The sequence below is a fragment of the Paracoccus sp. TOH genome, assembly GCF_030388245.1.
GTDB lineage: Bacteria > Pseudomonadota > Alphaproteobacteria > Rhodobacterales > Rhodobacteraceae > Paracoccus > Paracoccus simplex.
Window position 1 is genome coordinate 203,515 of record NZ_CP098363.1, and the last position, 22,026, is coordinate 225,540.

Here is a 22,026-nt window from a genome sequence, read left to right on the forward strand (position 1 = left end):
GGAGTTTCGGGGAATGCTGAACATCAATGAGGTCCGGTTGCTCGGCCGACTGGCGGATGATCCGACTTTCGGGCAGACGCCAGCTGGTCGAGACTTCATGCGGGTTCGCGTGATTACATCGCGCAGCTACCGCGACCAAAACGACCAGTGGCAGGAGGTCACTGTCGGCCACAACGTGGTGACGTTCGACAAATACCGCATCAAGCATGGCCGGGATCGGCTGCGCAAAGGCATGTTGGTCTATGTCGAGGGCGAGAACAACGAGTCCCGGCGCGAGGTTGACGGCCAGACCTTCTACAATCGCGGTGTCCTCGTTCCCATGGGCGGCAAGCTGCATTCTCTTGAGCGCGGCGAGGCGAATGACCGCGACGAGTCGCAATCCAATGAAATCGGCCGGGGTGCCGCGAGCGGCGGCAAGGCCAAGGGCAAGGGCAAGGTGCCGGATGGCCCGCCCATCGATGGCCGCAACCCCATCGATCAGCACGACTATGATGATGAGATCCCGTTCTAGAATAGACGCATGGCCCAAGGCTCCCTTTGAAGGGGGCCTTGGGCAGGGCGTGAGCGTAGGAGATTGATCCGTCCATGAAATCCATCGTGCTTTGCGAAAAGCCATCCCAAGCCCGCAATGTCCAAGCGGCGGTCGGCAATCGGTTCGGCCGGGTGATCGGCCTGCGGGGCCACATCATCCGTCTGGCCGATCCCGAAGAGGTCAATCCCGATTGGGCGAAGTGGAGCTGCGAGTTGCTGCGGCCTGCATCGGGCTTCTATCCCTTTTCCGAAGACAAGTCGGGCGGAAAAGACAAGCTCCTGCGGGAAATCAAGGCCGAGCTGAAGGACGCGGATCGCGTCATCATCGCGACGGACTGTGACCGCGAGGGGCAGGCCATCGGGGAGAACCTGACGCGCTATCTCAAATTCAAGGGGCAGGTTTTCCGCGCTATGTTCAATGCGGAGGATGAGAAATCCCTGCAAGAGGCATTCGCCAACCTGCGGCCGAACAGCGAGCATCTGCGGCTCTATCAAGCCGCTGTCGCTCGTGCCCAGGTCGATCAGATCGCCAACCTTTCCGCGACCCGAGCCGCAACGGTTGCCCTGAAACCGGACGGGATGCGCGGTGCCATGGGCATGGGCCGTGTCAAAACGCCCACCATGGCTATCGTGTGCAAGCGACAGATCGAGGTCGATGGTTTTACACCGCGTCCCTATTGGGATTTGTGGTTGGATGCGCAGCACAACGGTGAAATCGTCAGGCTGAACCACAGGCCGGGCGAGGATGCGCGGATCTTCGACAAGGCCGTAGGTGAGGCGATAGTCGCCGGGCTGCGGACATGGGCCGGGCCTTTGTCTGTCGTGAAGGAAGAGAAGCGCCAAGGCCCGCCGAAGCTGAACGACCTTCCCACGCTGCAAATCTATGCTTCGCGGTGGGGCTGGTCAGCCAAGAAGACCTTGGATGTGGCGCAGGCCCTCTATGAAACGCACAAGATCACGACCTATCCCCGTGCAGAAAACCGCTATCTGCCGGAAGTCGAGATCGGCAATGCACAGGCTATGCTGGACGGGCTGAATGCGCTGGGCAAGCTGGGCGTGAGCTACCAGACTCCGGTGATCCGTAAGGGCAAGGCTGGTCACTTTTCAGATAAAGCTCTGGAAGGGTCATCGCACCATGCCATCGTGCCCAACATCAAGACCGTCGAGGCTTGGGAGACGATCTACAATCGGTTGAGCCAGGACGAAGGCAAGCTGTTCGATCATATCGCCCGAACCTATCTGGCCGCTGTCGGGCCGGATCGCATCTATGATCGCACCGAAATATCCATGTCGAGCGAGAAGCGAAAGTTTTCGGCCGTGGGTGTGGTCGAGAAGATTGCGGGCTGGCGCGAGGCCATGGGAGCCAGCGCCGCCGAGGCCGAAGAGGATGGCGAGGAATATCCCGCCGTCCCGGCATGGCCGAACGGAGCGCAGGCCACAGCCAAGGACGCTGGTGTGGACGCGAAGATGACCAAACCGCCGTCGCTCTATACGGAAGGCTCGCTCATCAAGGCTATGCAGGAAGCCTGGCGCTTTGCGGACGATCCGGCGATGGCCGAACGCCTCAATGAGGCCAAGGGGATTGGGACGCCTGCGACACGCGACAGCATTATCGCCGGGCTTATCAAGCAGGGATATTTCATGGTGGTGAAGGGCAGGCTCAACGCTTCGCCCTTGGCGCTGGAATTCTACCGGGAGCTGATGAAGGAATGCCCGGAGTGGCTTGATCCTGCCGCGACCGCTGAAATGGAAATGGCGCTCGATGCGATCCTGCGCGGCGAGGCCGATCCTCGGCATGTGATCGATGAAATCCTGATGAAGACGCAGCGCTTACTTGAGGCGATGAAGCGCCGATCCGAAGGAGCCGGGGCGCTCAAGGTCGATGTGAAACAGCCCCCGAGCGCAAAGATGCTGGCCGCTGCGAAGGCAAAGGCCCAGCGTGATGGTGTCAGCCTGCCGCGAGGCGCTGCTTCGGACGCGCGCATCTGCCGCGAGTTCTTGGGGCCGATGACCGAGGGTGGCGGTCCTAGCGAAAGCCAGCTGGCCTTCGCTCGCAAGATCGCCGGAGCGCTGGGTGTCACTTTGGCCGATGAGGTTCTGCAAGATCGCAAGCAGCTGTCGGCGTGGATTGATGCACACAAGGATCAGGTGCCGAAAGGTGAAGGCGATGATCGCCCCAGCTCGAAGCAGGTTGAGCTGGCCGAGAAAATCGCGGGGCAGAAGGGGATCGAGATACCCCCGGAAACCCTCAAATCGAAGTCGTCTCTCTCCAAGTGGATCGACTCGCACGGATCGAAGTCGGGCAAGGCGGCAACCGGACGGAAGCGCAAGGCTCGCGCATAAGCGCGGACCTTAATCACAAAGGAAAGGATGACGCGGTGAGATCGAAGCTGATACTGGCGGTTGCGACTGTTGCGGCCCTGGGGGCCGCTCCGGCCGTGGCGCAGGACATGGAATGGGACACGCTGCCGGAGCCTCGGCACCTTTCACGGGTGCTGGATGTGCATGTCTTCCTTGGACAGGCCGGGCAGCAGGCTTCGGCCGGTGCCCGCTATGTCCAGGTTGGGGCTTTCCGGCGTCAGGAAAGCGCAGAAGGGCAGATCGAGCGTATTCGCTCTGTGGGGCTTGAAGCTCGTTTGGGGCGTCAAGGTTCCTGGAACCTCGTCTTGATGCCGGAGACAGAGCGCAACACAGCTGAAGTGCTTGCGGGATGGGCGCGGCGGTCGGGATACCCAGATGCCTTCATTCGGGTGATTAGGTAAAAATAATGTTTACCTTGGAAACAGCTTGCCAGCAGGCTTGCCCTGTTTTATATATACCTAAACAAACCCGACAGGAGTTGAGGTATATGGCTCGCTATCCCCTTACCAAGAAGATCGATGAATTCGCGCACCAGGTTGCCTTGATGGTCGGCCAGCATGGCTGGCAGGGGCGGCTCACGGCGGCTTGGAATACCAAGCGCGAAGAATTCTCGGATAAGGCCCTTGGGTCGCAAAAGCTCTACATCGTGAAGTTTCGCGCAGGCATCAAAGAGTGGTTCGAGTCGCTTGACGAGGGCGACGAGCGCCGCGATCTGGAAGGCCGCGTTCTGGCGATCATCACCTTTCCCGAGGGTATGATCGAGACGCTGAACCGGGATTACACCAAGGCGGTGAAGTCCCGCGCCGAGAACCTTGTTCTGTGCCCCAACCCGGAGCAGATGGTTGCGGCATTTGTCGAGTGGCTGGACAGCACTGATGTGCGCCAGAAGGCGTTGGGCGTCATGGGGCTTACCGGGCGGCGCTTTATTGAGGTCGTGCGTGATGGCGAGTTCACGCCGGTTGTCGAGCAGATCAAGAAAGGGCGCGTTCGTCTGAAATATGTGCTCGAATTCACCGGCCAAGCAAAGACGCGCGGTGCCGAGGGCACCATGCACGGCGCGACCTATCGCATCCCGGTCATTCCGAACGGGAAGGTGGACACAGTTCCGCTGATCCTCAAGGCGATGGAAGAAATCCGGGAATCCAAGCTGGGGCAGCGCTGGCAGGGGTTTGACTACCGTGATCTGAATTCCGGTGAGAGCGGCCGGTTCAACGCGCAGCTGCGCGGTTCCCTTTCCAATATCGAAGGAATGACAGAAGAGCTGCTGGACAAGCTCTCGGTCAAATGGCTTCGCGCCCTCTATGCCGAGCTGGCATATGCGCGGTTCGGTTCGCTGCGCCGCACGAAGTCGGCGTTCTTCGCCCAGATCCTCGGGCATGGCGAGGACGATCTGAAAACCTCACTTTCCTACATGGTGCTGGCCCTTGGGAACGACCAATCCGAGCACGAGAAGGCCAAAGCCGAGGTTCAACGCCTTCTGGATGCCGTGAAGGCGAGGACCGCCGAAGAGCGGGCTGCGAAGCGAGCCGCTGGTGTGATGGTGGCCGACGACGACGACGATGTTGTGATTGAAAATGACGACATGGATTGAGGGACATGAAATGACTGTGACAGTTTATACCAAGCCAGGCTGTGTCCAATGCACGGCCACAACAAAAGCCTTGGATGCAAAGGGCATTCCCTACGAGCTGATTGATCTGGTCGAGGACGCGGAGGCTTATGCCTTTGTGGAGACGCTGGGCTATCGGCAAGCCCCGGTGGTGGTTGCCGATGACGAGCATTGGGCGGGCTTCCGGCCGGATCGGATCGGGGCGCTTGCGGTCGATCCGCGAGAATAGCAGCGGGGAAGGGTCATGGCACAGGCTGACAGATGCCCCGAGGCGAGGGTTTTCTTTGACCGGCATATCCTGTCGGTCATGATCGACGGGGAAGCGCCATTCGGGCGCTGTGAGACGTTCTACAGGCTTCAACACTTCACCACGGAGTGGATGCCGCGAGAGGTTGCCAGAGGCTTCCTGCGCGATCTGACGCAGCGAGGATACTGCCAATACCGCAATGGCCTATTCACCGAGGATGGCGAAGTCGCCGGATCGGGCTATGGGGTCACGGAACGCGGCGTGGACTATTATCGGGAAATTTCGGCCCCTTCGGCCATCTGACACAGGAGGGAGCCATGCTGCTTCGCTTTGATGACATTCCGCGTGATGCGGCAAGGGTTGAAGATACCGGGTTCCTGGATAGACAGAACAACCCGCGCGTAGTCGAGTTGATTGGCCGGTTGCCAGCGGTCGAGGCCGCTTTCAAGAAGACCGGCTCCAAGGCCGTCCAGGCGGCGATACAGGGCCAGCCTCGCGCTCTGGCCGGTGCTATCGTGTTCGCCGGTCGCGAGCCAGATGATGATGTGTTCCTGCGGCGCATAGCGGAGCGCTGGGAGGCGGATTTTTTCCCAGATTTTGCGCGGCATGAGCACTATGAGATCGTCTGGCAGCATCTGAATTGGGGGGCGGGACACGAATTGCGGTTCCTGCTGCCTTTGTGGAACAAGGCCGAGCAGGCAGCTCTGCCCCTGCCAAAGGTGATGATCGACAAGGCAGCGCTCTGGACGCGGGTGCAGGCCCTTACGTTCGATCTGCAAGACCCGATGCCTCGGCACCGGGCTGGTATCCGACCCAGCTTCCAGCTGGCCGACAGGGGCGCGAACAAAGGGCTGCGCCCGGCGCTGACCACCTTTGTCGAAGACGCTGTTATGGCGGGCGAGCTGCGTTCGCGGGGCGATGTGATTGCCGACCTGGGGAAGATCGGTTTCGAGCTGGTCAAGGCGGAACCCCAAGCGCTCACGGTTCGATATGTTGGTGACGACGCCGAGCTTGCGGCGAAAGCGCGACGGCCGGTCGTTCTGACGGGACCGGCATTCAGTGATGGATTCGGCCAGATCGATGATCCGAAGATCCTCTTGATCGAGGAAGCGGCCAGACAGGGCGCAAAGCGTGTCAGGGATGAGGTTCAGGCCCAGATCGAGGGTTTGCAGCCCGCGATCTCCAAGGCCGTGGAACAGGCGCTTGATGCTCGCGCCAGCGATGCCGTGAAGGCGACGGACAAGCAGATGAACGCGCTCTTGGAGGGCTTTGTAAAGAAGGCCAGCGATGCAGCTGCGGTTCAGAACGCGGAGCTGGAGTTCGCCTCGGGAGAAACCTCGAAGTCGGTCGAGGCAGCTCGCAGAACCATCAGCGGATTTCTGACAGATTTTCAGAAGGTGGCTACCGAGACGAAAGACGTGTTGGTGAAGGGTGCCGAACGCGATCTGCATGATACGGTCGAGGTCGTGAAGGTGTTCACGCGCGAGGTTGCCGCGTCCAAGGCCCAGTTAGACGATCTGACAGCCCAAAAGGATGCGCAGATCAGGAAGCTGACCTTCGGCCTGGTCGGGGCTGGTGTTGTCGCTCTCCTGCTCCTGGTGCCCACCCTCTATTTCTCAATCGGTGGCGCTGGGATGGTTGCACAGGTCCGGTCGGCCGCTGCCGAGATCGAAAACGAAAAGGCCCAGTATCAACCCACATTTCCCAAGTAAGGCGCTGATTTCGCTGTCCTGACCATTATATTTCCTATATAAAACATGGTGTTGAAGGCTGCGAGGGGCGCGTTTCATGGATCACCCAGAGGGTGCGGGCTTGCAACGGGCAGATCGGGTGGATTTCGACCCTCGCGTGCGGCTGGAATTTCGCGGCACGCAGCTCAGTTCCGACGGCGGCCTTCTGGTGATGCGCGAGCTTGATGACGCGCTCGGGTTGTCCGATTTGGCGTCAGCGGCGCTGCGCGATACTCGCTCTGGCAAGAACACGGTCCATCGGCTCGACGGCCTGTTCCGGCAATCAGTCTTTGGGCGGCTGGCCGGATACGAGGATGTCAACGACGCCAACCGTCTCGCCTGCGATCCGGTCATGCGCCAAGTTGTCGGCGGCAGAGCGGTCGATGCACAAGCGGCCTCGGCATCGCAGATGGGACGGTTCGAGACCGAGACGCTGGCTCTGGCCGGGAACCGTGCCGCGCTGGCCGACCTGAACGGGCAATGGATCGACCGGTTCCATGACCGTAACGGGCTGAAGTACATCGTTCTGGACATGGACAGCTCGGTCAGCCCGACCCATGGCGACCAGGAAGGGTCCGCCTGGAATGGCCATTTCGACTGTAGCTGCTATCACCCCAACTTTCTGTTCAACCAGTTCGGGATGCTGGAACGCTGCGCCCTGCGCCATGGCAACGTCCACAGCGCCGATGGCTGGCGTGATGTTCTCGACCCCGTCATTGCGCGCTACGCGGAGCGCGACCTTGGTGGCAGGTTCTTCCGGGCCGATGCTGCCTACGCGATCCCGGCGATCTATGAGCGATTGGAAGAAGCGCGGTTCTTCTACGCCATCCGGCTGCCCGCAAACGCGGTCCTCAAGGACAAGATCGCGCATCGGCTAACGCGCCCTGTCGGGCGGCCGTCACTGACCAAGGTCAAGCGGTTCTTCGAGGAATTCGAGTATCAGGCGGCGTCCTGGGACAAGGAACGCCGGGTGATCGCCAAGATCGAATGGCATCCGGGCGAACTGTTCCCGCGTGTCGGCTTCATCGTCACCAACCTGCCGATGGAGCCGGACTGGGTGGTGCGGTTCTACAACCAGCGCGGCACCGCCGAGCAGCACATCAAAGAGGGCAAATACGCCTTTCGCTGGACGCGGCTGTCGTGCCGGAAGTTCCGCGACAATGAGGTGCGGCTGCAACTGCACGCCCTGGCGTACAACCTGGCCACCTTCTTGCACTGCATCGAGCTGCCCGAGGCCATGGCCGACTGGTCGTTGACCAGCCTGCAACTGAAGCTGATCAAGATCGGGGCACGTGTGGTCCGTCACGCCCGCACCATCACCTTCCAGCTGGCCGAGGTCGCTGTCACCGGCACGATGGTACGCGCCATCCTCGCCGCTATCCGCCGATTGCGAGCGCCACCGCTATGCGCATGATCGCGATCCACGCTCAAACTGAACGAAAGCGGCTGGACAGATCTGTCCGCTCAGCCAGGTGATCATGCGCGTGGTGAAGCTTTCCAGCCGCGCCAGTTTCAGCGCCTGCCTGTCCTGCACGCGCAGCAGAAGCGCGCGGCGGGGGGCCAGATCATCGGGCTGTGCGGGCGGCGTCCAGATCAGCATCTGGCCGTCCTGCGGGCCACGCATCATCATCGGGCCGCTGCGCAACAGACGCGCCCGCATCTCTTCCGAGCCATGGGTCAGCAGGTGGCGCGCGTAAAGCGGGTCGCAAAAGCGCAGATAGAACCACTCGCCCTGTTCATCGCAGAGCCGCGTTAGCTTGCGCAGATGGGCGCGCACCTCTTGCAGGGGCAGGGGCGAGCGCAGGAACACCCCCGCCTCGGCATCCCACAGGTCGCGATGCGCATCGCCCCGGGTGAAAAGGCTGCGGGTGAAGTCATTGCCCTCGGCCAGTTCCACCAGCCAGGGCGCGGTATCGGCCAGATCCTCGGCCGTGGTGCCGTCAAACAGGCAGGCGTGCGGCAGGCCGGATTGGCGCAGGCGCTCGGGCAGGAAGCGGATGCGGGCGGCGTCGAGCAGCGCAAAGCTGCGCTGAGCCGGATCGCCAAAGAGCCATGGATGCAGGGCGTCAGGGACCGTCGGGCGGGGCCAGACCCCGATCTGCCGCGCCAGAGGCTGAACCCCTTCAAGGGTGGTTTTCTGCGGCGCGGATCGCGGCTGGGGATCGTCAGAGACTGGCAATAACCACGGATCGAACATAGGCGGCACCGGCTGAAAAACTGGCGTCACTATGGCGTTCAAGCTGTTGAATGACCAGCCCGAAGCGATGTGACGCGGGGAAAACTCCGGCACTCGGGAGGCGAGAATTTAGCGCCGAGGGGGCGGCTTGCCCCCTCGGTCCAGATCAGTTGCGGGTATCAGTTGCGGGTGGAGTCGCCGTGATGCGCGGCCAGATCCTCGACATTCTCAAGATAGCCCGCCGCATGGCGGTGGCTCGCGCGGTTCCAGATCCAGGTCACCACCCACAGCACGACACCGACCGCCAGCAGCCATCCGGCAATGCGGTACTGCTCCATCTGCGCGGCGCTGCGCGCCCAGGGCCCGGCCAGAAAGGCGCAGGTCAGCGCGCCGATCCAGGGCAGGATGCCGGGGGTGCGGAAATGCTCATGCGAGACCGGCTGACGGCGCAGCACCAGCAGCGCGATGTTCACCACCGTGAAGACGCACAGCAACAGCAGCGCGGTCGTGCCACCCAGAAGGCTGATCGCCGGGGTCTCGGAGCGGGTGACCACGAAATAGATCAGCCCGAAGGCCAGAGCCGTGGTGAAGGCGATCGAGACATAGGGCGTGCGCCGCGTCGGATGCACAAGGCCAAGCCCATGCGGCAGGACCCGCTGCCGCGCCAGCCCGTAAAGCAACCGGCTGGCCATCAGCATATTGATCAGCGCCGAGTTCGCCACTGCGAACATGCCGATGAAGGGGAAGATCTTGTCGAAGGGGAAGTTCGGTGCCCCGGCCCGCACCACCTGCGTCAACGCCGATCCTTTGCTCGGGTCCGAGAGATCGCCCACCGGCACCAGCGCCACCGCGCAGATCGAGACCAGCACATAGATGACCCCGGTGACGCCCAGCCCGGTCAACATGATCTTCGGGAAGATCCGGACGGGGTCCTTGACCTCCTCGGCCATGTTCACCGAATCTTCGAACCCGACCATGGCGAAGAAGGCCAGCGCCGTGGCGGCGGTCAGGGCCAGAAAGGCGCCCTTGTCCTCGGAAGATTTGAAGACCATCACCTCGGAGAAATCGGCGCGGCCCTGGCTCATGGCGTAAAAGCCGATCATGATGATCATCAGAAGGCCCGAAAGCTCGACGCAGGTCAGCACGACGTTGGCCTTGACGCTTTCGCCGACGCCCCGGAAGTTGATGATCGCGACCAGCGCCATGAAGCCCAAAGCGATGGTCAGGATGCCGGTGCCGCCCGCCTGAAAGCCCAGGTGGAAGCCGTCGTTCACGAAGCCCGCAAAGGCGTTCGACGCGGTCGAGGCTGAGGTGATGCCCGAGCACATGACGGTGAAGGCGACCAGAAAGGTCAGGAAGTGGATGCCGAAGGCGCGATGCGTGTAAAGCGCAGCGCCTGCGGCCTGTGGGTATTTGGTGACCAGCTCCAGATATGAGAGCGCGGTGATCGTGGCCACCAGAAAGGCGATCAGGAACGGAGCCCATGCCGCGCCGCCGACCTCGCCCGCGACGGTGCCGGTCAGGGCATAGACCCCGGTTCCCAGAATGTCTCCGATGATGAAAAGCAGAAGTAGCTTCGGGCCCATGACCCGGTGCAGTTCCGGTTGTGCTGGCACCGATCCGGTTGCCGGCTGCGTTCCCGCCATGTCGGTTCCTCCCTCTTGGCGTTCACAATGGAGTTATTGTGCGAGCCATGGGGCAATCCGCGCAAGGATCATGGCGCAGCATAGGCAATCACGCGCATGGGGCGGATGCGGGGCCGTTCCGGTGCTTTGGCATTAAATCTGCCGACTACAGTAGATTATCGGAAAGTTCTCGAAACAACCTGAGGTACGGGCGTCGAGCCGCTGCGGGGCCTCCCGCAGCGGTCGATCACATTCCGGGCTGCTGCGACGAGGCCGAATTGAGCGCCGCGACGGGCTTTCCGCTGCGTTTCCAGACGATCAGCGACGCCGCCAGAAGCATCACGATGGCGGCGAAAGTCACCCAGACGAAGGCGTGATCGAAGGCGAGCCGTGCGTATTGAAGAAGCTCGGCCGCCTGATCGGCGGGCAGGGTCTCGGCGTGGATCATCGCCTCATCCAGACTGTCGCGCGCGGCGGCGCTGAGCGGGACCGAGTCCGGCACATGCAGGAAGAAGGTGTAGAGCGCCGAGAACAGGCTGCCGAGGATCGCCACGCCAAGCGCACCCCCCAGCTCATAGGAGACCTCCTCGACCGAGGCGGCCATGCCTGCGCGATCCTCGGGTGCCGACAGCATGATGGCGCTGGAGGCGGCGGTCATGCAGGCCCCGATGGCGAAGCCCATCACCGCCAGCGCGCCCAGCCAGATCGCGGCCGCGGCTTGATAGCTGAGAAGATAGCCCGCAAGCCCCAGTCCGGCGACCAGAAGCGTCAGCCAGATCATCCGCTCGGTCCCCAGACGCGACAGCATTAGCCCGGCAATCGGACCGGCAAAGAAGGCCGCCAGCGGCAGGGGCAGGTTCAACAGCCCCGCGTAAAGCGGCGAATGCCCCAGCACCAGCTGCATGCGTTGGGTAAAGACCAACTCGAACCCGATCAGCGTGCCCGCGGCGACCAGCGCCGCAATCACCCCCGCCGTGAAGCGCGGAATGGCGAACAGCGAAAAGTCGATCAGGGGATGGGCGCTGGCCAGCTGTCTGCGGACGAACAGCACCATGGCGATCAGGCCGATGGCGAAGACCAGCGCGGCCTCACCCCAGGCGGGATCGCGTTTGGCGATTTCCTTGATCGCATAGACCAGCCCGACCAGACCCACCATCACCTGCAATGAGCCGATGAGGTCCCAGGGCCGGTCCTTCACCCCCTCGCGATAGGGCAGCAGCAGAGGCACCAGCACCAGCGCGACCAGCACCACCGGCACGTTGATCAGGAAGACCGAGCCCCACCAGAAATACTCCAGAAGGATGCCGCCGATCACCGGCCCGATGGCCGCGCCGCCCGAGGCGACGGCCGCCCAGATGCCGATGGCGAAGGCGCGCTCATCCTCATCGGTGAAGGTCAGGCGGATCAGTGACAATGTGGCGGGCATCATCATTGCCGCGCCCACGGCCATCGCCACCCGCGCGCCGATCAGCGCCTGCGGCGACCAGGCAAAGGCCGCCATGGTCGAGGCCAAGCCGAAGACCGCCAGCCCCAGCATGAACATCCGGCGGTGGCCGAAGCGGTCGCCCAGCGTGCCCAAGCCCGGCAGCAGGCCCGCGACGACCAGAGGATAGGCGTTCACGATCCACAGCTTCTGGTTCGCCGTCGCGCCCAGATCATGCGTCAGCCGAGGCAGCGCCGTGTAAAGCACCGTCATGTCGATGACGATGAGGAACAGGGCGCTTGAGATGACGGCAAGGGCCAACCAGCGGTTGCGAGCGGGCATCGGGACCTCATGAAGTGAAGAAGCGGCTTTGACAAACTTGCGGAAAGGAATAAATACGCCCGTACTGAAATGGAAGGGTGAAAATGTCGGGACGTCCCAGAACGATCGACCGCGACAAGGTGCTGGACGCGGCCGAGGCGATTGTCAGCCGTGTCGGAGCCTCGGGTCTGACCTTCGAGGCAGTGGCGCGCGCCGCCGGGATCACCAAGGGCGGCGTCCAATCCCACATTTCCCAAGTAAGGCGCTGATTTCGCTGTCCTGACCATTATATTTCCTATATAAAACATGGTGTTGAAGGCTGCGAGGGGCGCGTTTCATGGATCACCCAGAGGGTGCGGGCTTGCAACGGGCAGATCGGGTGGATTTCGACCCTCGCGTGCGGCTGGAATTTCGCGGCACGCAGCTCAGTTCCGACGGCGGCCTTCTGGTGATGCGCGAGCTTGATGACGCGCTCGGGTTGTCCGATTTGGCGTCAGCGGCGCTGCGCGATACTCGCTCTGGCAAGAACACGGTCCATCGGCTCGACGGCCTGTTCCGGCAATCAGTCTTTGGGCGGCTGGCCGGATACGAGGATGTCAACGACGCCAACCGTCTCGCCTGCGATCCGGTCATGCGCCAAGTTGTCGGCGGCAGAGCGGTCGATGCACAAGCGGCCTCGGCATCGCAGATGGGACGGTTCGAGACCGAGACGCTGGCTCTGGCCGGGAACCGTGCCGCGCTGGCCGACCTGAACGGGCAATGGATCGACCGGTTCCATGACCGTAACGGGCTGAAGTACATCGTTCTGGACATGGACAGCTCGGTCAGCCCGACCCATGGCGACCAGGAAGGGTCCGCCTGGAATGGCCATTTCGACTGTAGCTGCTATCACCCCAACTTTCTGTTCAACCAGTTCGGGATGCTGGAACGCTGCGCCCTGCGCCATGGCAACGTCCACAGCGCCGATGGCTGGCGTGATGTTCTCGACCCCGTCATTGCGCGCTACGCGGAGCGCGACCTTGGTGGCAGGTTCTTCCGGGCCGATGCTGCCTACGCGATCCCGGCGATCTATGAGCGATTGGAAGAAGCGCGGTTCTTCTACGCCATCCGGCTGCCCGCAAACGCGGTCCTCAAGGACAAGATCGCGCATCGGCTAACGCGCCCTGTCGGGCGGCCGTCACTGACCAAGGTCAAGCGGTTCTTCGAGGAATTCGAGTATCAGGCGGCGTCCTGGGACAAGGAACGCCGGGTGATCGCCAAGATCGAATGGCATCCGGGCGAACTGTTCCCGCGTGTCGGCTTCATCGTCACCAACCTGCCGATGGAGCCGGACTGGGTGGTGCGGTTCTACAACCAGCGCGGCACCGCCGAGCAGCACATCAAAGAGGGCAAATACGCCTTTCGCTGGACGCGGCTGTCGTGCCGGAAGTTCCGCGACAATGAGGTGCGGCTGCAACTGCACGCCCTGGCGTACAACCTGGCCACCTTCTTGCACTGCATCGAGCTGCCCGAGGCCATGGCCGACTGGTCGTTGACCAGCCTGCAACTGAAGCTGATCAAGATCGGGGCACGTGTGGTCCGTCACGCCCGCACCATCACCTTCCAGCTGGCCGAGGTCGCTGTCACCGGCACGATGGTACGCGCCATCCTCGCCGCTATCCGCCGATTGCGAGCGCCACCGCTATGCGCATGATCGCGATCCACGCTCAAACTGAACGAAAGCGGCTGGACAGATCTGTCCGCTGCGCTGAAAAACGCCGCCCCTGGGCAAGGAAACAGCGGCTTCGCGGTCTGATCCGTCCAGATCCAGCAGTCTGCGCGACCGCAGGTGCCGCTTGCGGCAGAAAATCCTTGTCTAGCGCTCGGATACAGGCGATCTTCACCTCAAACGACACGCCACTTGGGGAATGCAGGAGAAGATCATGAGCCAGACGCAACCGATCGAAGTCTTCTACTTTCCGACCCCGAACGGGAAGAAGATCACCATCATGCTGGAGGAGCTGGGCGTTCCCTATCATGTGAACCCGGTTCACATCGGCAGGGGCGACCAGTTCAAGCCGGAATACCTCGAGATCTCGCCCAACAACAAGATCCCCGCCATCCTCGACCCGGAGGGGCCGGACGGCAAGCCGGTGTCGATTTTCGAATCGGGCGCCATCCTGCAGTATCTTGCCGGGAAGTTCGGCCGCTTCCACGGCAGGGACCACCGGGCCCGGATCAAGGTCGATCAGTGGCTGTTCTGGCAGGTGGCGGGGTTCGGCCCGCTGCTGGGGCAGAACTATTTCTTTGCCAAGGATGCGCCGGAAAAAATTCCCTATGCCATCGAGCGCTACCGCAAGGAAACCCGCCGGCTCTACGGTGTCCTGAACCGGCAGCTGGACGGACGCGACCATATCGCCGACGAATTCAGCATCGCCGACATCGCCGTGATCGACTGGTCGCTTTACTGGGACGACCTGGGCGTGGACCCGGCCGAGTTCCCCAATGTGGCGGCATGGCAGAAGCGGATGCAGGCGCGCCCCGGCGTCGCGCGCGGGCTGGCGGTCAAGCTTCCGGACGGCGATGCGCCCGATATCGAGAACGAGGAGGCCCGCAGGATCCTGTATGGGCAGAGCTCGCGCTGACGGCAAGGCGAGGGCATGGTGCGGTCGGCCCCGCATGGGCCTCCGCCTCCGGCCCCCGATGCGGCTTCCCGCCCGCCCCGGCGGGCGCGGCGGCGGCTTGCCCCCTCGGCAGGCGCGGTGAGATAAGACCGAAGCATGGACACGCCGCTTGAACCCCTGGGCCTGCTGATCGAACGCCAGTTCGGCCGGTTCGGCCACGAGACGCCGCTGGACGGCCTGCTGCTGAGCCGGGCCGTGGCGCCGAGCGGCATCATATGTTCGGTGTTCCGCCCCTCGCTGTGCGTCGTCGTCCAGGGTGCGCAGGTCAGCACCCTGGGCGACCGGCCGTTCCAGCACGATGCGGGCCAGGGCATGCTGGTTTCGATCGACGTTCCGATCATCGCACGGATCACCCAGGCCACGGCGGACCGCCCTTACCTGGCATTCAACCTGGAAATGGACCTTAGGCTCCAGACCCATTGATTTCAGACCGTTGACATGATTCAGGCTCTGCAAGGAGACCTGATCGATGAGCAATCTTTATTGGCTGACCGACGCCCAGATGGAGCGCCTCAAGCCGTTCTTTCCCAAGAGCCATGGCAAGCCCCGCGTCGATGACCGTCGCGTTCTGAGCGGTATAATTTTCATCAATCGCAATGGGTTGCGCTGGTGTGACGCGCCGAAGGAATACGGCCCGGCCAAGACCCTCTACAACCGTTGGAGGCGCTGGAGCGACAATGGCGTATTCGCTATCAAGCCCTCGCGGCCGAGACAGCCGAAGAGCTTGAGCGGCACCGCGCTGGGCTGTCTCATGCTGTAGACCTTCAGGAACAGGTTCAACAGTCCTTGCAGGGGTTCGCACAGAGTATGTCGTTTCTGGGGGATGCGGTGAAGATCGAACAGAAGGCTGATGGCACCAATGCGTTGACGATTTACACCAGGCGCATTCCCTCTGTTCGCAATTGCGACCGCGATCCAGGCTGTGTGGCCCGGATAGACACCAGGTCGAACTGAACCATGCAGCTATGGAGACGGATTGCTTTAGGCTTGCTGCGCGTCCGCGTGACCTTCACTGAGCAAGCTGGCGTGATAAGCTCGCAGCCCAGCATTGTGATCTGCAATCATCAGAGCCTGTTGGATGGCGTTATATTCGCCTTGGCGGCTCCGGTGAGCATGGATTATGCGGTGACACCAAAATATGCGGTTGAGAACGCCACAACACGGCGTCTTCTCAAATTTTTGGAAAGGCGCGGATTGGGGCGGGTTGTTCCGCTTTCAGCTGACCATTCATTGTCCATCCGGTCTTTGCGCAAGTCCCTCGTTTCTGGTCGCTCGGTGATGATATTCCCCACTGGAAAGATAACACCTGGCGAAGAGCAGCGAGGGTATGAGTGGTTAAGCGCTAGAACCGGCTGTCCTGTCGTTCGAGCTTCTATATCTGGCGCGGACAGGTCTTTGATTTTTTCTCGGTCAGGTAGCGAAATATGGCCGAGGATCAGTTTGACGATCTAAGCGCGAATAGTGCTTGTCGAGCGGGACGGCTGCGAGACAGGTGAAATAATCTCCAAAGCATTATTATATGACGCTCGCAGCCAGTCGCGGGTGTAAGCGGTGATTTCGCAGGAGCTTATCTCTTTGGAGAGTATAGAAGACCTGGCTGAATCAAAAACATGAATTTCTGATCTGATGCTTGCTTCGGCATTGCTGCGGATGGCGAAGCCAAACGAGTATCCTTCAAGCGGGCCGGTGCCGGAGAACATCAGCATGATGTGATCGGAGGGGCCTTCATTGCAACCGTCATGGATTGTGGCAGTCGGGTTCCCAAAGGATCGCAGGATTTCTCGCTTTCGGGAAAGGTCGGGCCACAAGTGCCGCTCCACCAGCTGGCGAAATGCGGTCAGGTTGGTCTTCTTCTCTTGTCGCAGTCGGTCGAGGAACAGGATCTGTGCCATGTGTTCGTCCTTCTCGAAGTCGGTCTAGGTAGGGCATCACAACGTCGGGGGCGCTGCAAGGTTTTGAAAACACGCTGGATACGCCAACCCGCCGGTCAGCCCGCAAAGGTCTATTTGAAGTTGATAGGGTCAGCACGATACGTTACGAATTTAGGCGAAACAAAACGAAACAAAGGTGTTCATCTAGTTGATAAAGAAGGGGAAATATTTTGTTGCGCCGCACAGTGACGGGAGCACCTTCAAGCAGCTGTTCAAGAAACTGGCTGCTGCTGGTGCTGGTCGGCCGGTCGGCAGCGACGGATTTCCCTCTGGTCCTTGGACTCCTGACCTGCTTGCAGCGGCGATTTCCGAGATCGATGGCAACATGGCGGGCATCGATCTGCGGACGGTTCAGCTCTGGTTTCAAGACAACGAGCGAGGGATAAGTGCCGAGAACATTCGGTGGCTTGCACGGGTCTTTGGATGTGATGATCCCGTAGCGACGGCCGATTGGCAAATTGCCCTGAGCGCGGCTCTAGCGGCGCAGAGAAGGCAGAGACGGCGGAAGCGCGATGACCCTGAGCCACGCGGCGATCCGCCCGCCGAAGAGACTCTGGTTGCTCCTGTGGATGATGTGCCCGTTCCGGTCATCATCAAGGATCAGCGCAAGAAGTTCCGCTTGGCGAGATTGTCGGAAGGTTTGTTCAGTCGTGGATCACCACTCGACTTGCCTGCGTCGGCTTTTGCAGGTGCGGTGGCGCTGGGCTTCCTGTCCTTCATCATCGGCGTTCACAATGCCAGTTATGCGCATGAGGGCATAGAGAAGCAGGTTGGCTATCTTTGGGCACCGAATTGGACTGTCCTGTTCATGGTATTCCTGCCGCTCTTCTTGGGCTTGGTGGTCGAGGCGCTGTTGCACTGGAAGCGGGAAGGTAGACAGCTGCTCGACGCACAAATTGTTGGGGATGGAACCGCTAAGTCCTGGATGCAGAATGTTGAGGCGTCATCGCTTACTTTTTGGGCGTTGTTTCTGATCTGCTCTGTCTTCGCTGGACTGATCCAGTGGGTCGGGGTGCGGCTAGGGCCTCTGCTTAGTGGGCAGAATGACTATGCGACGGATTGGGGCAGCTTGACTCTGATACGGCCAGAAGTTGTATCTGTGACAGAATCCATAGCCTTTACTGCCCTCACTTATCTTTACATGAGTGTGTGCTTCTACGCTCTGTTCGTGGGTCTGATCCTACTCTACACGATAATCTATGACTGCGCGAAACTGGCAGACAGTCTCAATGTGGATGTTGGGGCAGTGCGATCAGCTGATGGTCGAGTGCTCACGCGGATTATCATTGGAGCCGTTTTCAGGTGCTCCATCCTTGTCATTCTCATTGCAACGACAATGAAGTTGCAAAGCCTATACCTCACTTCAGACGCGGAGAATATTATCGTCTGGATGTTGGCAGATATTCATTCATTCATGAACATCGCGAGCGTGGAAGAATCATATATTGATGTGAGTATGCCAAACCATTTCAGCAGCATGGTTGTGCTGTTGGCGACATGCTTTGTTTTTATCTATGGTATTGTCAGGTTTCGGCTTCTGTCCACGGATTCAATTCTAGCCGGGAAAATGGTTTTCGTCGTTTCTATTCTATGCGCAGCATATTTCCTGATGGGTGCATTTGTTGGGTGGGTTGTGCTGTTGGGCGTCTCAACCCTGATCGGAATTTGCGCCATATTCGATCCAGAGTTTTCGCTGGGAAAAGAGCGGGGTTTACGAGGGGGTCGCAGTGTTTCTTAGGCTGTTGGACCGTTGGGACGAGGGCCGGGCCGTTCGCGGGGAACAGGTCAAGGCAATCGAAGATTTCGCTCTTGGAGCGGAGCTTGCTTTTCCGAATGCGGGGCATGGGTTGTCGCTGGATGGGTTATGCGAGTGCGCCGAGAATGCGAAAGCTGATCCCGCCTATTACGCGCTTCCGGCTGGATATGACCCACAGGTAGAAGATGGGGATGGCTGGCTTCGTTTCCCGTCAGCAGTTCAGTCGAACATTCCGCCAAATGATCGTGTCACGGCCAAGATCACCCAGAATGGGCCATCCAGACACGCGCTGATTGTTTTTCATCATTGGAACGCATCCTCGCGCCAAGGCGCTCTGGCGGGCTATTTTGCGCGCCTCGGCTTGGCCGTGGTCGAGATTTCGATGCCCTATCACTTCGAGCGCAGCCGCCCCGGCGCGGCTCATGCGGATTTTATGCTGAGTGCCAATGTCGGCAGGACGCTGCAATCGATGCGTCAGGCGGTCTTGGATGGGCGAACGGTTGTCCGGTGGCTGCTTGATCGCGGATTTCGGGAGATTTCTGTTCTTGGGATGAGCTTAGGATCGTGGGTGGCCGGTCTGGTCGCGGCGCACGATCCGGCCGTGTCGAAGGCGTCGTTGTTTCTGACCGCTGACAGCTTGGCTGATATGGTGTGGACGGGGCGAGCTACCCGCGCCATACGACAGGGCTTGGAACCTACCATGGACCTTTCTCGCTTGCGAAAGGCTTGGGGGCCAGCCGATCTGGGAGGCTATGCCCAGCGCCTCGCACGGTCTGATCTGGATTTGCATGTGGTGCTCGCTCGCCGCGACACCGTGGTTCTGCCCGACCTGACCAGAAGGTTCGTGGGGCAGTTACAGGCGGCTGGCGCCGATCCCGTCATAAAGGAATTGACCTGTGGGCATTACTCCTTGGCGCTACCCCCCTTCGGGCTGATGGCTGGAATGAGCCTGAAGCATTTCCTCGAAAGCGATAGCGGTTAGGAGACTTTGTGAAACGTGTGTATTTTCTGGGGGCTGGATTGTTCCTGCTCGGGAGCGGTTCCGTTCTAGCCGGTGGTATCGAGCGCAGCGGCCAGTTCCTCGGGCCTCTTTTTGAAGAGGGAAACTATCTTGAGTTGAGCTATGGTCATGTGTCGCCCAGCGCATCTGGGCGTGACCAAACACCGTTCGGTCCCGGTGCGGCAACGGGCAACATCCTTGGCTCATATAACAGCATTGGCTTCGCGTATAAGCAGCAGCTCAATGACCAGTGGTCAGCTGCCCTGATTGTCGATCAGCCGCTTGGGGCTGATCTGCTTTATCCTGTTGGTGGGTCCGCTATGCTTGGCGGCACGAGCGTTGATGTGAGCAGCGTGAACGTGACCGGCGTTGTGCGGTATAAGATACCGGATAGCCCCTTCGGGGTTCATGCAGGGATCAGGGCGTCACGGACGGACGGCAGCGTGTCCGTTGACGGTGCAGCCTTCGGGCCAGTCAGCGGCTATAGCATGAGCGTTGACCATGATACGGCCTTTGGTTGGCTCGCTGGGGTGTCGTGGGAGAGACCGGAGATCGGCGCTCGCGTGAGCCTGACCTATAATTCGCCTATCAACCACGATTTCCGGGCCACAGAGCGGGGGCCTCTTGTAGACCCGGATGGTCCCGGCCCGGCCCCAGCTCTGCCGCTCCTGGACGGCTCATCGCCTCTTAGGGTGTCAACGCCTGAATCGTGGAACCTCGCATTCCAAACGGGACTGACTCCGAAAACGCTTTTGTTCGGATCGATCCGCTGGGTGGACTGGTCCAGCTTCCGCATCGATCCAGAAAGGCTGTGGCAGGTTACAGGGCATGGCCTTGTCGAGCTGGACGATTCCACGACATACACGCTCGGCATTGGCCATGCCTTCAGCGAGCGTTGGTCCGGTGCTGTGAGCTTCAGCTACGAAAAGGCTGGGGATGATATGGTCTCGCCGCTCGCCCCGACGAACGGCAGCAAGAGCGTCACCTTGGCCGCGATCTACACGCAGGATCAGATGACGGTGACGACAGCTGTCACCTATGCCGCTTTGGGCGATGCCAATCCATCAATGGGGACGCCTGCCATGGCGGCTGCGGAGCTGGAAGGCAGCTACGCATGGGGAATTGGTGTCAAGGTTGGCTACAGCTTCTGATCGGATGGGCAGGGGTGCCCAGCGCCCCTGCCCGTTGTTATCTTAGGCTTCGCCCTGTAGCAGCTGCATGGCCTTACGCAGGTAGGACAGCGGCACATAGGGCGGGTTTGCAGAGGATTTGAGATCCTTCATGGCGCTATCAATCAGCGCGATCACCTGGATTAGGACCGGATGTGTCACAGGGACAGTCACGTCCTCGGTCAGGAATTCCAACTGCTTGCCCGTGGCCTGTTCATAGCGCTCTTCCAGCTCAACAGTCTGGGTAAACTCGGCCGCGCTTCGGCCGATGCTTCTGGCGATTTCGGCCATGCTGGTCCGCACAGCAGCGCTGCGCTCTTCCTCGGTGTGGTGGAACGAAAGTTCCAGCTCTCCATCCCGAAGGATGAAGAGCGCGTATAGTGCGATCTGGGTCATGTGAACAGCTCCGCAAGAGCCTCGCGCAATGGCGTGTAGGGGTGGTTGTCAAAGTCATCCTCGCGAAAATCCTCGGGGTCATCGTAGCCGGGGATTTCGTCGTGGATTGTCTCGGTCAGCGTCTCCATGAGACGTTGCAGTGTGAGTGGTGCATAGCAGGCGAAGGCGAGGGGCAGATCATCGTCAGAAACACTGGATAGGACTTCGTTCGCAGCCGCCCAATCCTCTTCGGTGCTGGGTATGATAGGCAGGAAGACTGACAGGCACTCCGAGGTCGCTGAGTTGGTCGCGAATTGAACCAGACGGTTGCGGAGCAGCAGAGCATCGTTCGATGCAAGGGCGCTCTCGTCGGTGTCGAGGTCGAAGAGTTTCCAGCCGGTGAAGCTGGGAGCTTCACGCTTATTCAGCATTTCCCGTGAAAAGCGCGAGAAGGTTGGTGCCAAGGCGAGGACGGGTTGATCGGGCATATCGTTCACCATGCGATTTCAGGCAGCATCTCGAAGAGGGCTGCATAGGGTTCAGGGATGCAGAGGGTCGTTTCTTCGGGGGAGAAGTCCTTGCCGCAGCAAGGGCACTCGTCGTCTACGGCGCAGGACCAGTGATCGGTCCAGCTCTGGTTGCAGAGGTCGCAGTGGTAGGAGTTCGCATAGGCCAGCGGCAGGCCGCTGTCATCGAGCGCAAGGGCTGCGATAGCGGGGATGCAGCACAGATCAGCGCGGGAGCGCAGGGTCTGCGTGATGCCGATCTTGCGGCATTCCGCGTCGATCATCGCGTGGCCGGTGGCCGCGTCGGCCTCGGTCGCGAAGTGCATGAAGGTCATCGGATCGTTCGTCATGCTGGTTACTCCATTTAGGTAAAGATGCAGAACGTGCGGGGCCATATGTGCTTAGTGCCATATGTGCTTATGTGTGTATGTGCATAATACATGGCGACGTGGTTAGGTAAATATAAAAAATGCAGGACAGAGCAAAGTAAATATGCAACATAGGGGTGTTGCGCTAGGTATACATGCGGCATAACGGCAACAGCTAGGTATATATGCGGGTTAAGCCAGGTGTGGCGGTTAGGTAACAATGCGGAACGGGCGT

22 protein-coding genes and 2 pseudogenes are annotated in these 22,026 nt (G+C 60.6%); 17 read left to right on the forward strand and 7 right to left on the reverse strand.

Features of this window, described 5'->3' with window-relative positions; translation table 11 throughout:
- Nucleotides 1-13 precede the first annotated feature (13 nt).
- The 8 genes from ssb (at nucleotide 14) to NBE95_RS21445 (ending at nucleotide 7,892) form a co-directional block, all read left to right on the forward strand.
- A complete protein-coding gene (gene ssb / locus NBE95_RS21410; protein ID WP_289896630.1) occupies nucleotides 14-511 on the forward strand; it encodes a single-stranded DNA-binding protein in 498 nt (165 codons plus the stop codon).
- A gap of 74 nt (nucleotides 512-585) precedes the next feature.
- Nucleotides 586-2,874 (forward strand): DNA topoisomerase, encoded by a 2,289-nt coding sequence (locus NBE95_RS21415; RefSeq protein WP_289896631.1) that lies wholly within the window; start codon nucleotides 586-588, stop codon nucleotides 2,872-2,874.
- A 35-nt stretch (nucleotides 2,875-2,909) separates the two neighbouring features.
- Entirely contained in the window at nucleotides 2,910-3,293 is a 384-nt protein-coding gene (locus NBE95_RS21420; RefSeq protein WP_289896632.1) for an SPOR domain-containing protein, read from the forward strand.
- An 86-nt stretch (nucleotides 3,294-3,379) separates the two neighbouring features.
- Nucleotides 3,380-4,483, forward strand: a complete 1,104-nt coding sequence (locus NBE95_RS21425; RefSeq protein WP_289896633.1) for a protelomerase family protein — start codon at nucleotides 3,380-3,382, stop codon at nucleotides 4,481-4,483.
- A gap of 10 nt (nucleotides 4,484-4,493) precedes the next feature.
- Nucleotides 4,494-4,730, forward strand: a complete 237-nt coding sequence (gene nrdH / locus NBE95_RS21430; RefSeq protein ID WP_289896634.1) for a glutaredoxin-like protein NrdH — start codon at nucleotides 4,494-4,496, stop codon at nucleotides 4,728-4,730.
- Between the two features lie 15 nt (nucleotides 4,731-4,745).
- Entirely contained in the window at nucleotides 4,746-5,051 is a 306-nt protein-coding gene (locus NBE95_RS21435; protein ID WP_289896635.1) for a hypothetical protein, read from the forward strand.
- A 14-nt stretch (nucleotides 5,052-5,065) separates the two neighbouring features.
- A complete protein-coding gene (locus NBE95_RS21440; protein ID WP_289896636.1) occupies nucleotides 5,066-6,460 on the forward strand; it encodes a hypothetical protein in 1,395 nt (464 codons plus the stop codon).
- Between the two features lie 76 nt (nucleotides 6,461-6,536).
- A complete protein-coding gene (locus NBE95_RS21445) occupies nucleotides 6,537-7,892 on the forward strand; it encodes an IS1380-like element IS1247 family transposase (protein WP_078527637.1) in 1,356 nt (451 codons plus the stop codon).
- Here the strand turns inward: NBE95_RS21445 and NBE95_RS21450 are convergent.
- From NBE95_RS21450 to NBE95_RS21460, 3 genes are all read right to left on the reverse strand, one after another.
- Entirely contained in the window at nucleotides 7,881-8,657 is a 777-nt protein-coding gene (locus NBE95_RS21450) for a DUF4123 domain-containing protein (RefSeq protein ID WP_289896637.1), read from the reverse strand. The two genes, NBE95_RS21445 and NBE95_RS21450, sit on opposite strands and share 12 nt — an antisense overlap.
- 176 nt (nucleotides 8,658-8,833) lie before the next feature.
- Nucleotides 8,834-10,300 (reverse strand): APC family permease, encoded by a 1,467-nt coding sequence (locus NBE95_RS21455; protein ID WP_289896638.1) that lies wholly within the window; start codon nucleotides 10,298-10,300, stop codon nucleotides 8,834-8,836.
- A gap of 226 nt (nucleotides 10,301-10,526) precedes the next feature.
- Complete coding sequence (locus tag NBE95_RS21460) at nucleotides 10,527-12,044, reverse strand: MFS transporter (protein ID WP_289896639.1); 1,518 nt, start codon at nucleotides 12,042-12,044, stop codon at nucleotides 10,527-10,529.
- 83 nt (nucleotides 12,045-12,127) lie between these two features.
- Here NBE95_RS21460 and NBE95_RS21465 point away from each other — a divergent pair.
- The 6 genes and pseudogenes from NBE95_RS21465 to NBE95_RS22450 all read left to right on the forward strand — a co-directional run.
- Nucleotides 12,128-12,265, forward strand: a pseudogene (locus NBE95_RS21465) (TetR family transcriptional regulator); the annotation flags it as partial.
- Between the two features lie 95 nt (nucleotides 12,266-12,360).
- On the forward strand, nucleotides 12,361-13,716 hold the full coding sequence (locus tag NBE95_RS21470) for an IS1380-like element IS1247 family transposase (RefSeq protein ID WP_078527637.1): 1,356 nt from the start codon (nucleotides 12,361-12,363) through the stop codon (nucleotides 13,714-13,716).
- A gap of 229 nt (nucleotides 13,717-13,945) precedes the next feature.
- Nucleotides 13,946-14,647 carry a glutathione S-transferase N-terminal domain-containing protein gene (locus NBE95_RS21475; protein WP_289896640.1) on the forward strand — a complete coding sequence of 234 codons (702 nt, stop codon included), beginning with the start codon at nucleotides 13,946-13,948 and terminating at the stop codon, nucleotides 14,645-14,647.
- Between the two features lie 135 nt (nucleotides 14,648-14,782).
- Nucleotides 14,783-15,109: an AraC family transcriptional regulator gene (locus NBE95_RS21480; protein WP_289896641.1), complete on the forward strand. Its 327-nt coding sequence runs from the start codon at nucleotides 14,783-14,785 to the stop codon at nucleotides 15,107-15,109.
- Nucleotides 15,110-15,155: 46 nt separating this feature from the next.
- A pseudogene (locus tag NBE95_RS21485) lies at nucleotides 15,156-15,377 on the forward strand (transposase); the annotation flags it as partial.
- 266 nt (nucleotides 15,378-15,643) lie between these two features.
- Nucleotides 15,644-16,138, forward strand: a complete 495-nt coding sequence (locus NBE95_RS22450) for a lysophospholipid acyltransferase family protein (protein WP_354670385.1) — start codon at nucleotides 15,644-15,646, stop codon at nucleotides 16,136-16,138.
- On the opposite strand, the gene NBE95_RS21490 is transcribed toward NBE95_RS22450, so the two are convergent.
- Nucleotides 16,135-16,578, reverse strand: coding sequence for a hypothetical protein (locus NBE95_RS21490; protein WP_289896642.1), 444 nt, complete (start codon nucleotides 16,576-16,578; stop codon nucleotides 16,135-16,137). The genes NBE95_RS22450 and NBE95_RS21490 overlap by 4 nt on opposite strands.
- A gap of 187 nt (nucleotides 16,579-16,765) precedes the next feature.
- On the opposite strand from NBE95_RS21490, the gene NBE95_RS21495 reads away from it, so the two are divergent.
- Genes NBE95_RS21495 through NBE95_RS21505 form a run of 3 tightly spaced genes read left to right on the forward strand, consistent with a single transcriptional unit; the run spans nucleotide 16,766 to nucleotide 20,524 of the window.
- Nucleotides 16,766-18,355 (forward strand): hypothetical protein, encoded by a 1,590-nt coding sequence (locus NBE95_RS21495; RefSeq protein WP_289896643.1) that lies wholly within the window; start codon nucleotides 16,766-16,768, stop codon nucleotides 18,353-18,355.
- Nucleotides 18,345-19,355 carry a dienelactone hydrolase-related enzyme gene (locus NBE95_RS21500; RefSeq protein WP_289896644.1) on the forward strand — a complete coding sequence of 337 codons (1,011 nt, stop codon included), beginning with the start codon at nucleotides 18,345-18,347 and terminating at the stop codon, nucleotides 19,353-19,355. The genes NBE95_RS21495 and NBE95_RS21500 overlap by 11 nt, the downstream gene beginning before the upstream one ends.
- 8 nt (nucleotides 19,356-19,363) lie before the next feature.
- On the forward strand, nucleotides 19,364-20,524 hold the full coding sequence (locus NBE95_RS21505; protein WP_289896645.1) for an outer membrane protein transport protein: 1,161 nt from the start codon (nucleotides 19,364-19,366) through the stop codon (nucleotides 20,522-20,524).
- Nucleotides 20,525-20,566: 42 nt separating this feature from the next.
- On the opposite strand, the gene NBE95_RS21510 is transcribed toward NBE95_RS21505, so the two are convergent.
- From NBE95_RS21510 to NBE95_RS21520, 3 genes are read right to left on the reverse strand one after another with little or no spacing between them, the layout of a single operon-like run.
- Nucleotides 20,567-20,938, reverse strand: coding sequence for a hypothetical protein (locus NBE95_RS21510; protein WP_289896646.1), 372 nt, complete (start codon nucleotides 20,936-20,938; stop codon nucleotides 20,567-20,569).
- On the reverse strand, nucleotides 20,935-21,417 hold the full coding sequence (locus tag NBE95_RS21515; RefSeq protein WP_289896647.1) for a hypothetical protein: 483 nt from the start codon (nucleotides 21,415-21,417) through the stop codon (nucleotides 20,935-20,937). The genes NBE95_RS21510 and NBE95_RS21515 overlap by 4 nt, the downstream gene beginning before the upstream one ends.
- On the reverse strand, nucleotides 21,411-21,773 hold the full coding sequence (locus NBE95_RS21520) for a hypothetical protein (RefSeq protein WP_289896648.1): 363 nt from the start codon (nucleotides 21,771-21,773) through the stop codon (nucleotides 21,411-21,413). The genes NBE95_RS21515 and NBE95_RS21520 overlap by 7 nt, the downstream gene beginning before the upstream one ends.
- Nucleotides 21,774-22,026 lie beyond the last annotated feature (253 nt).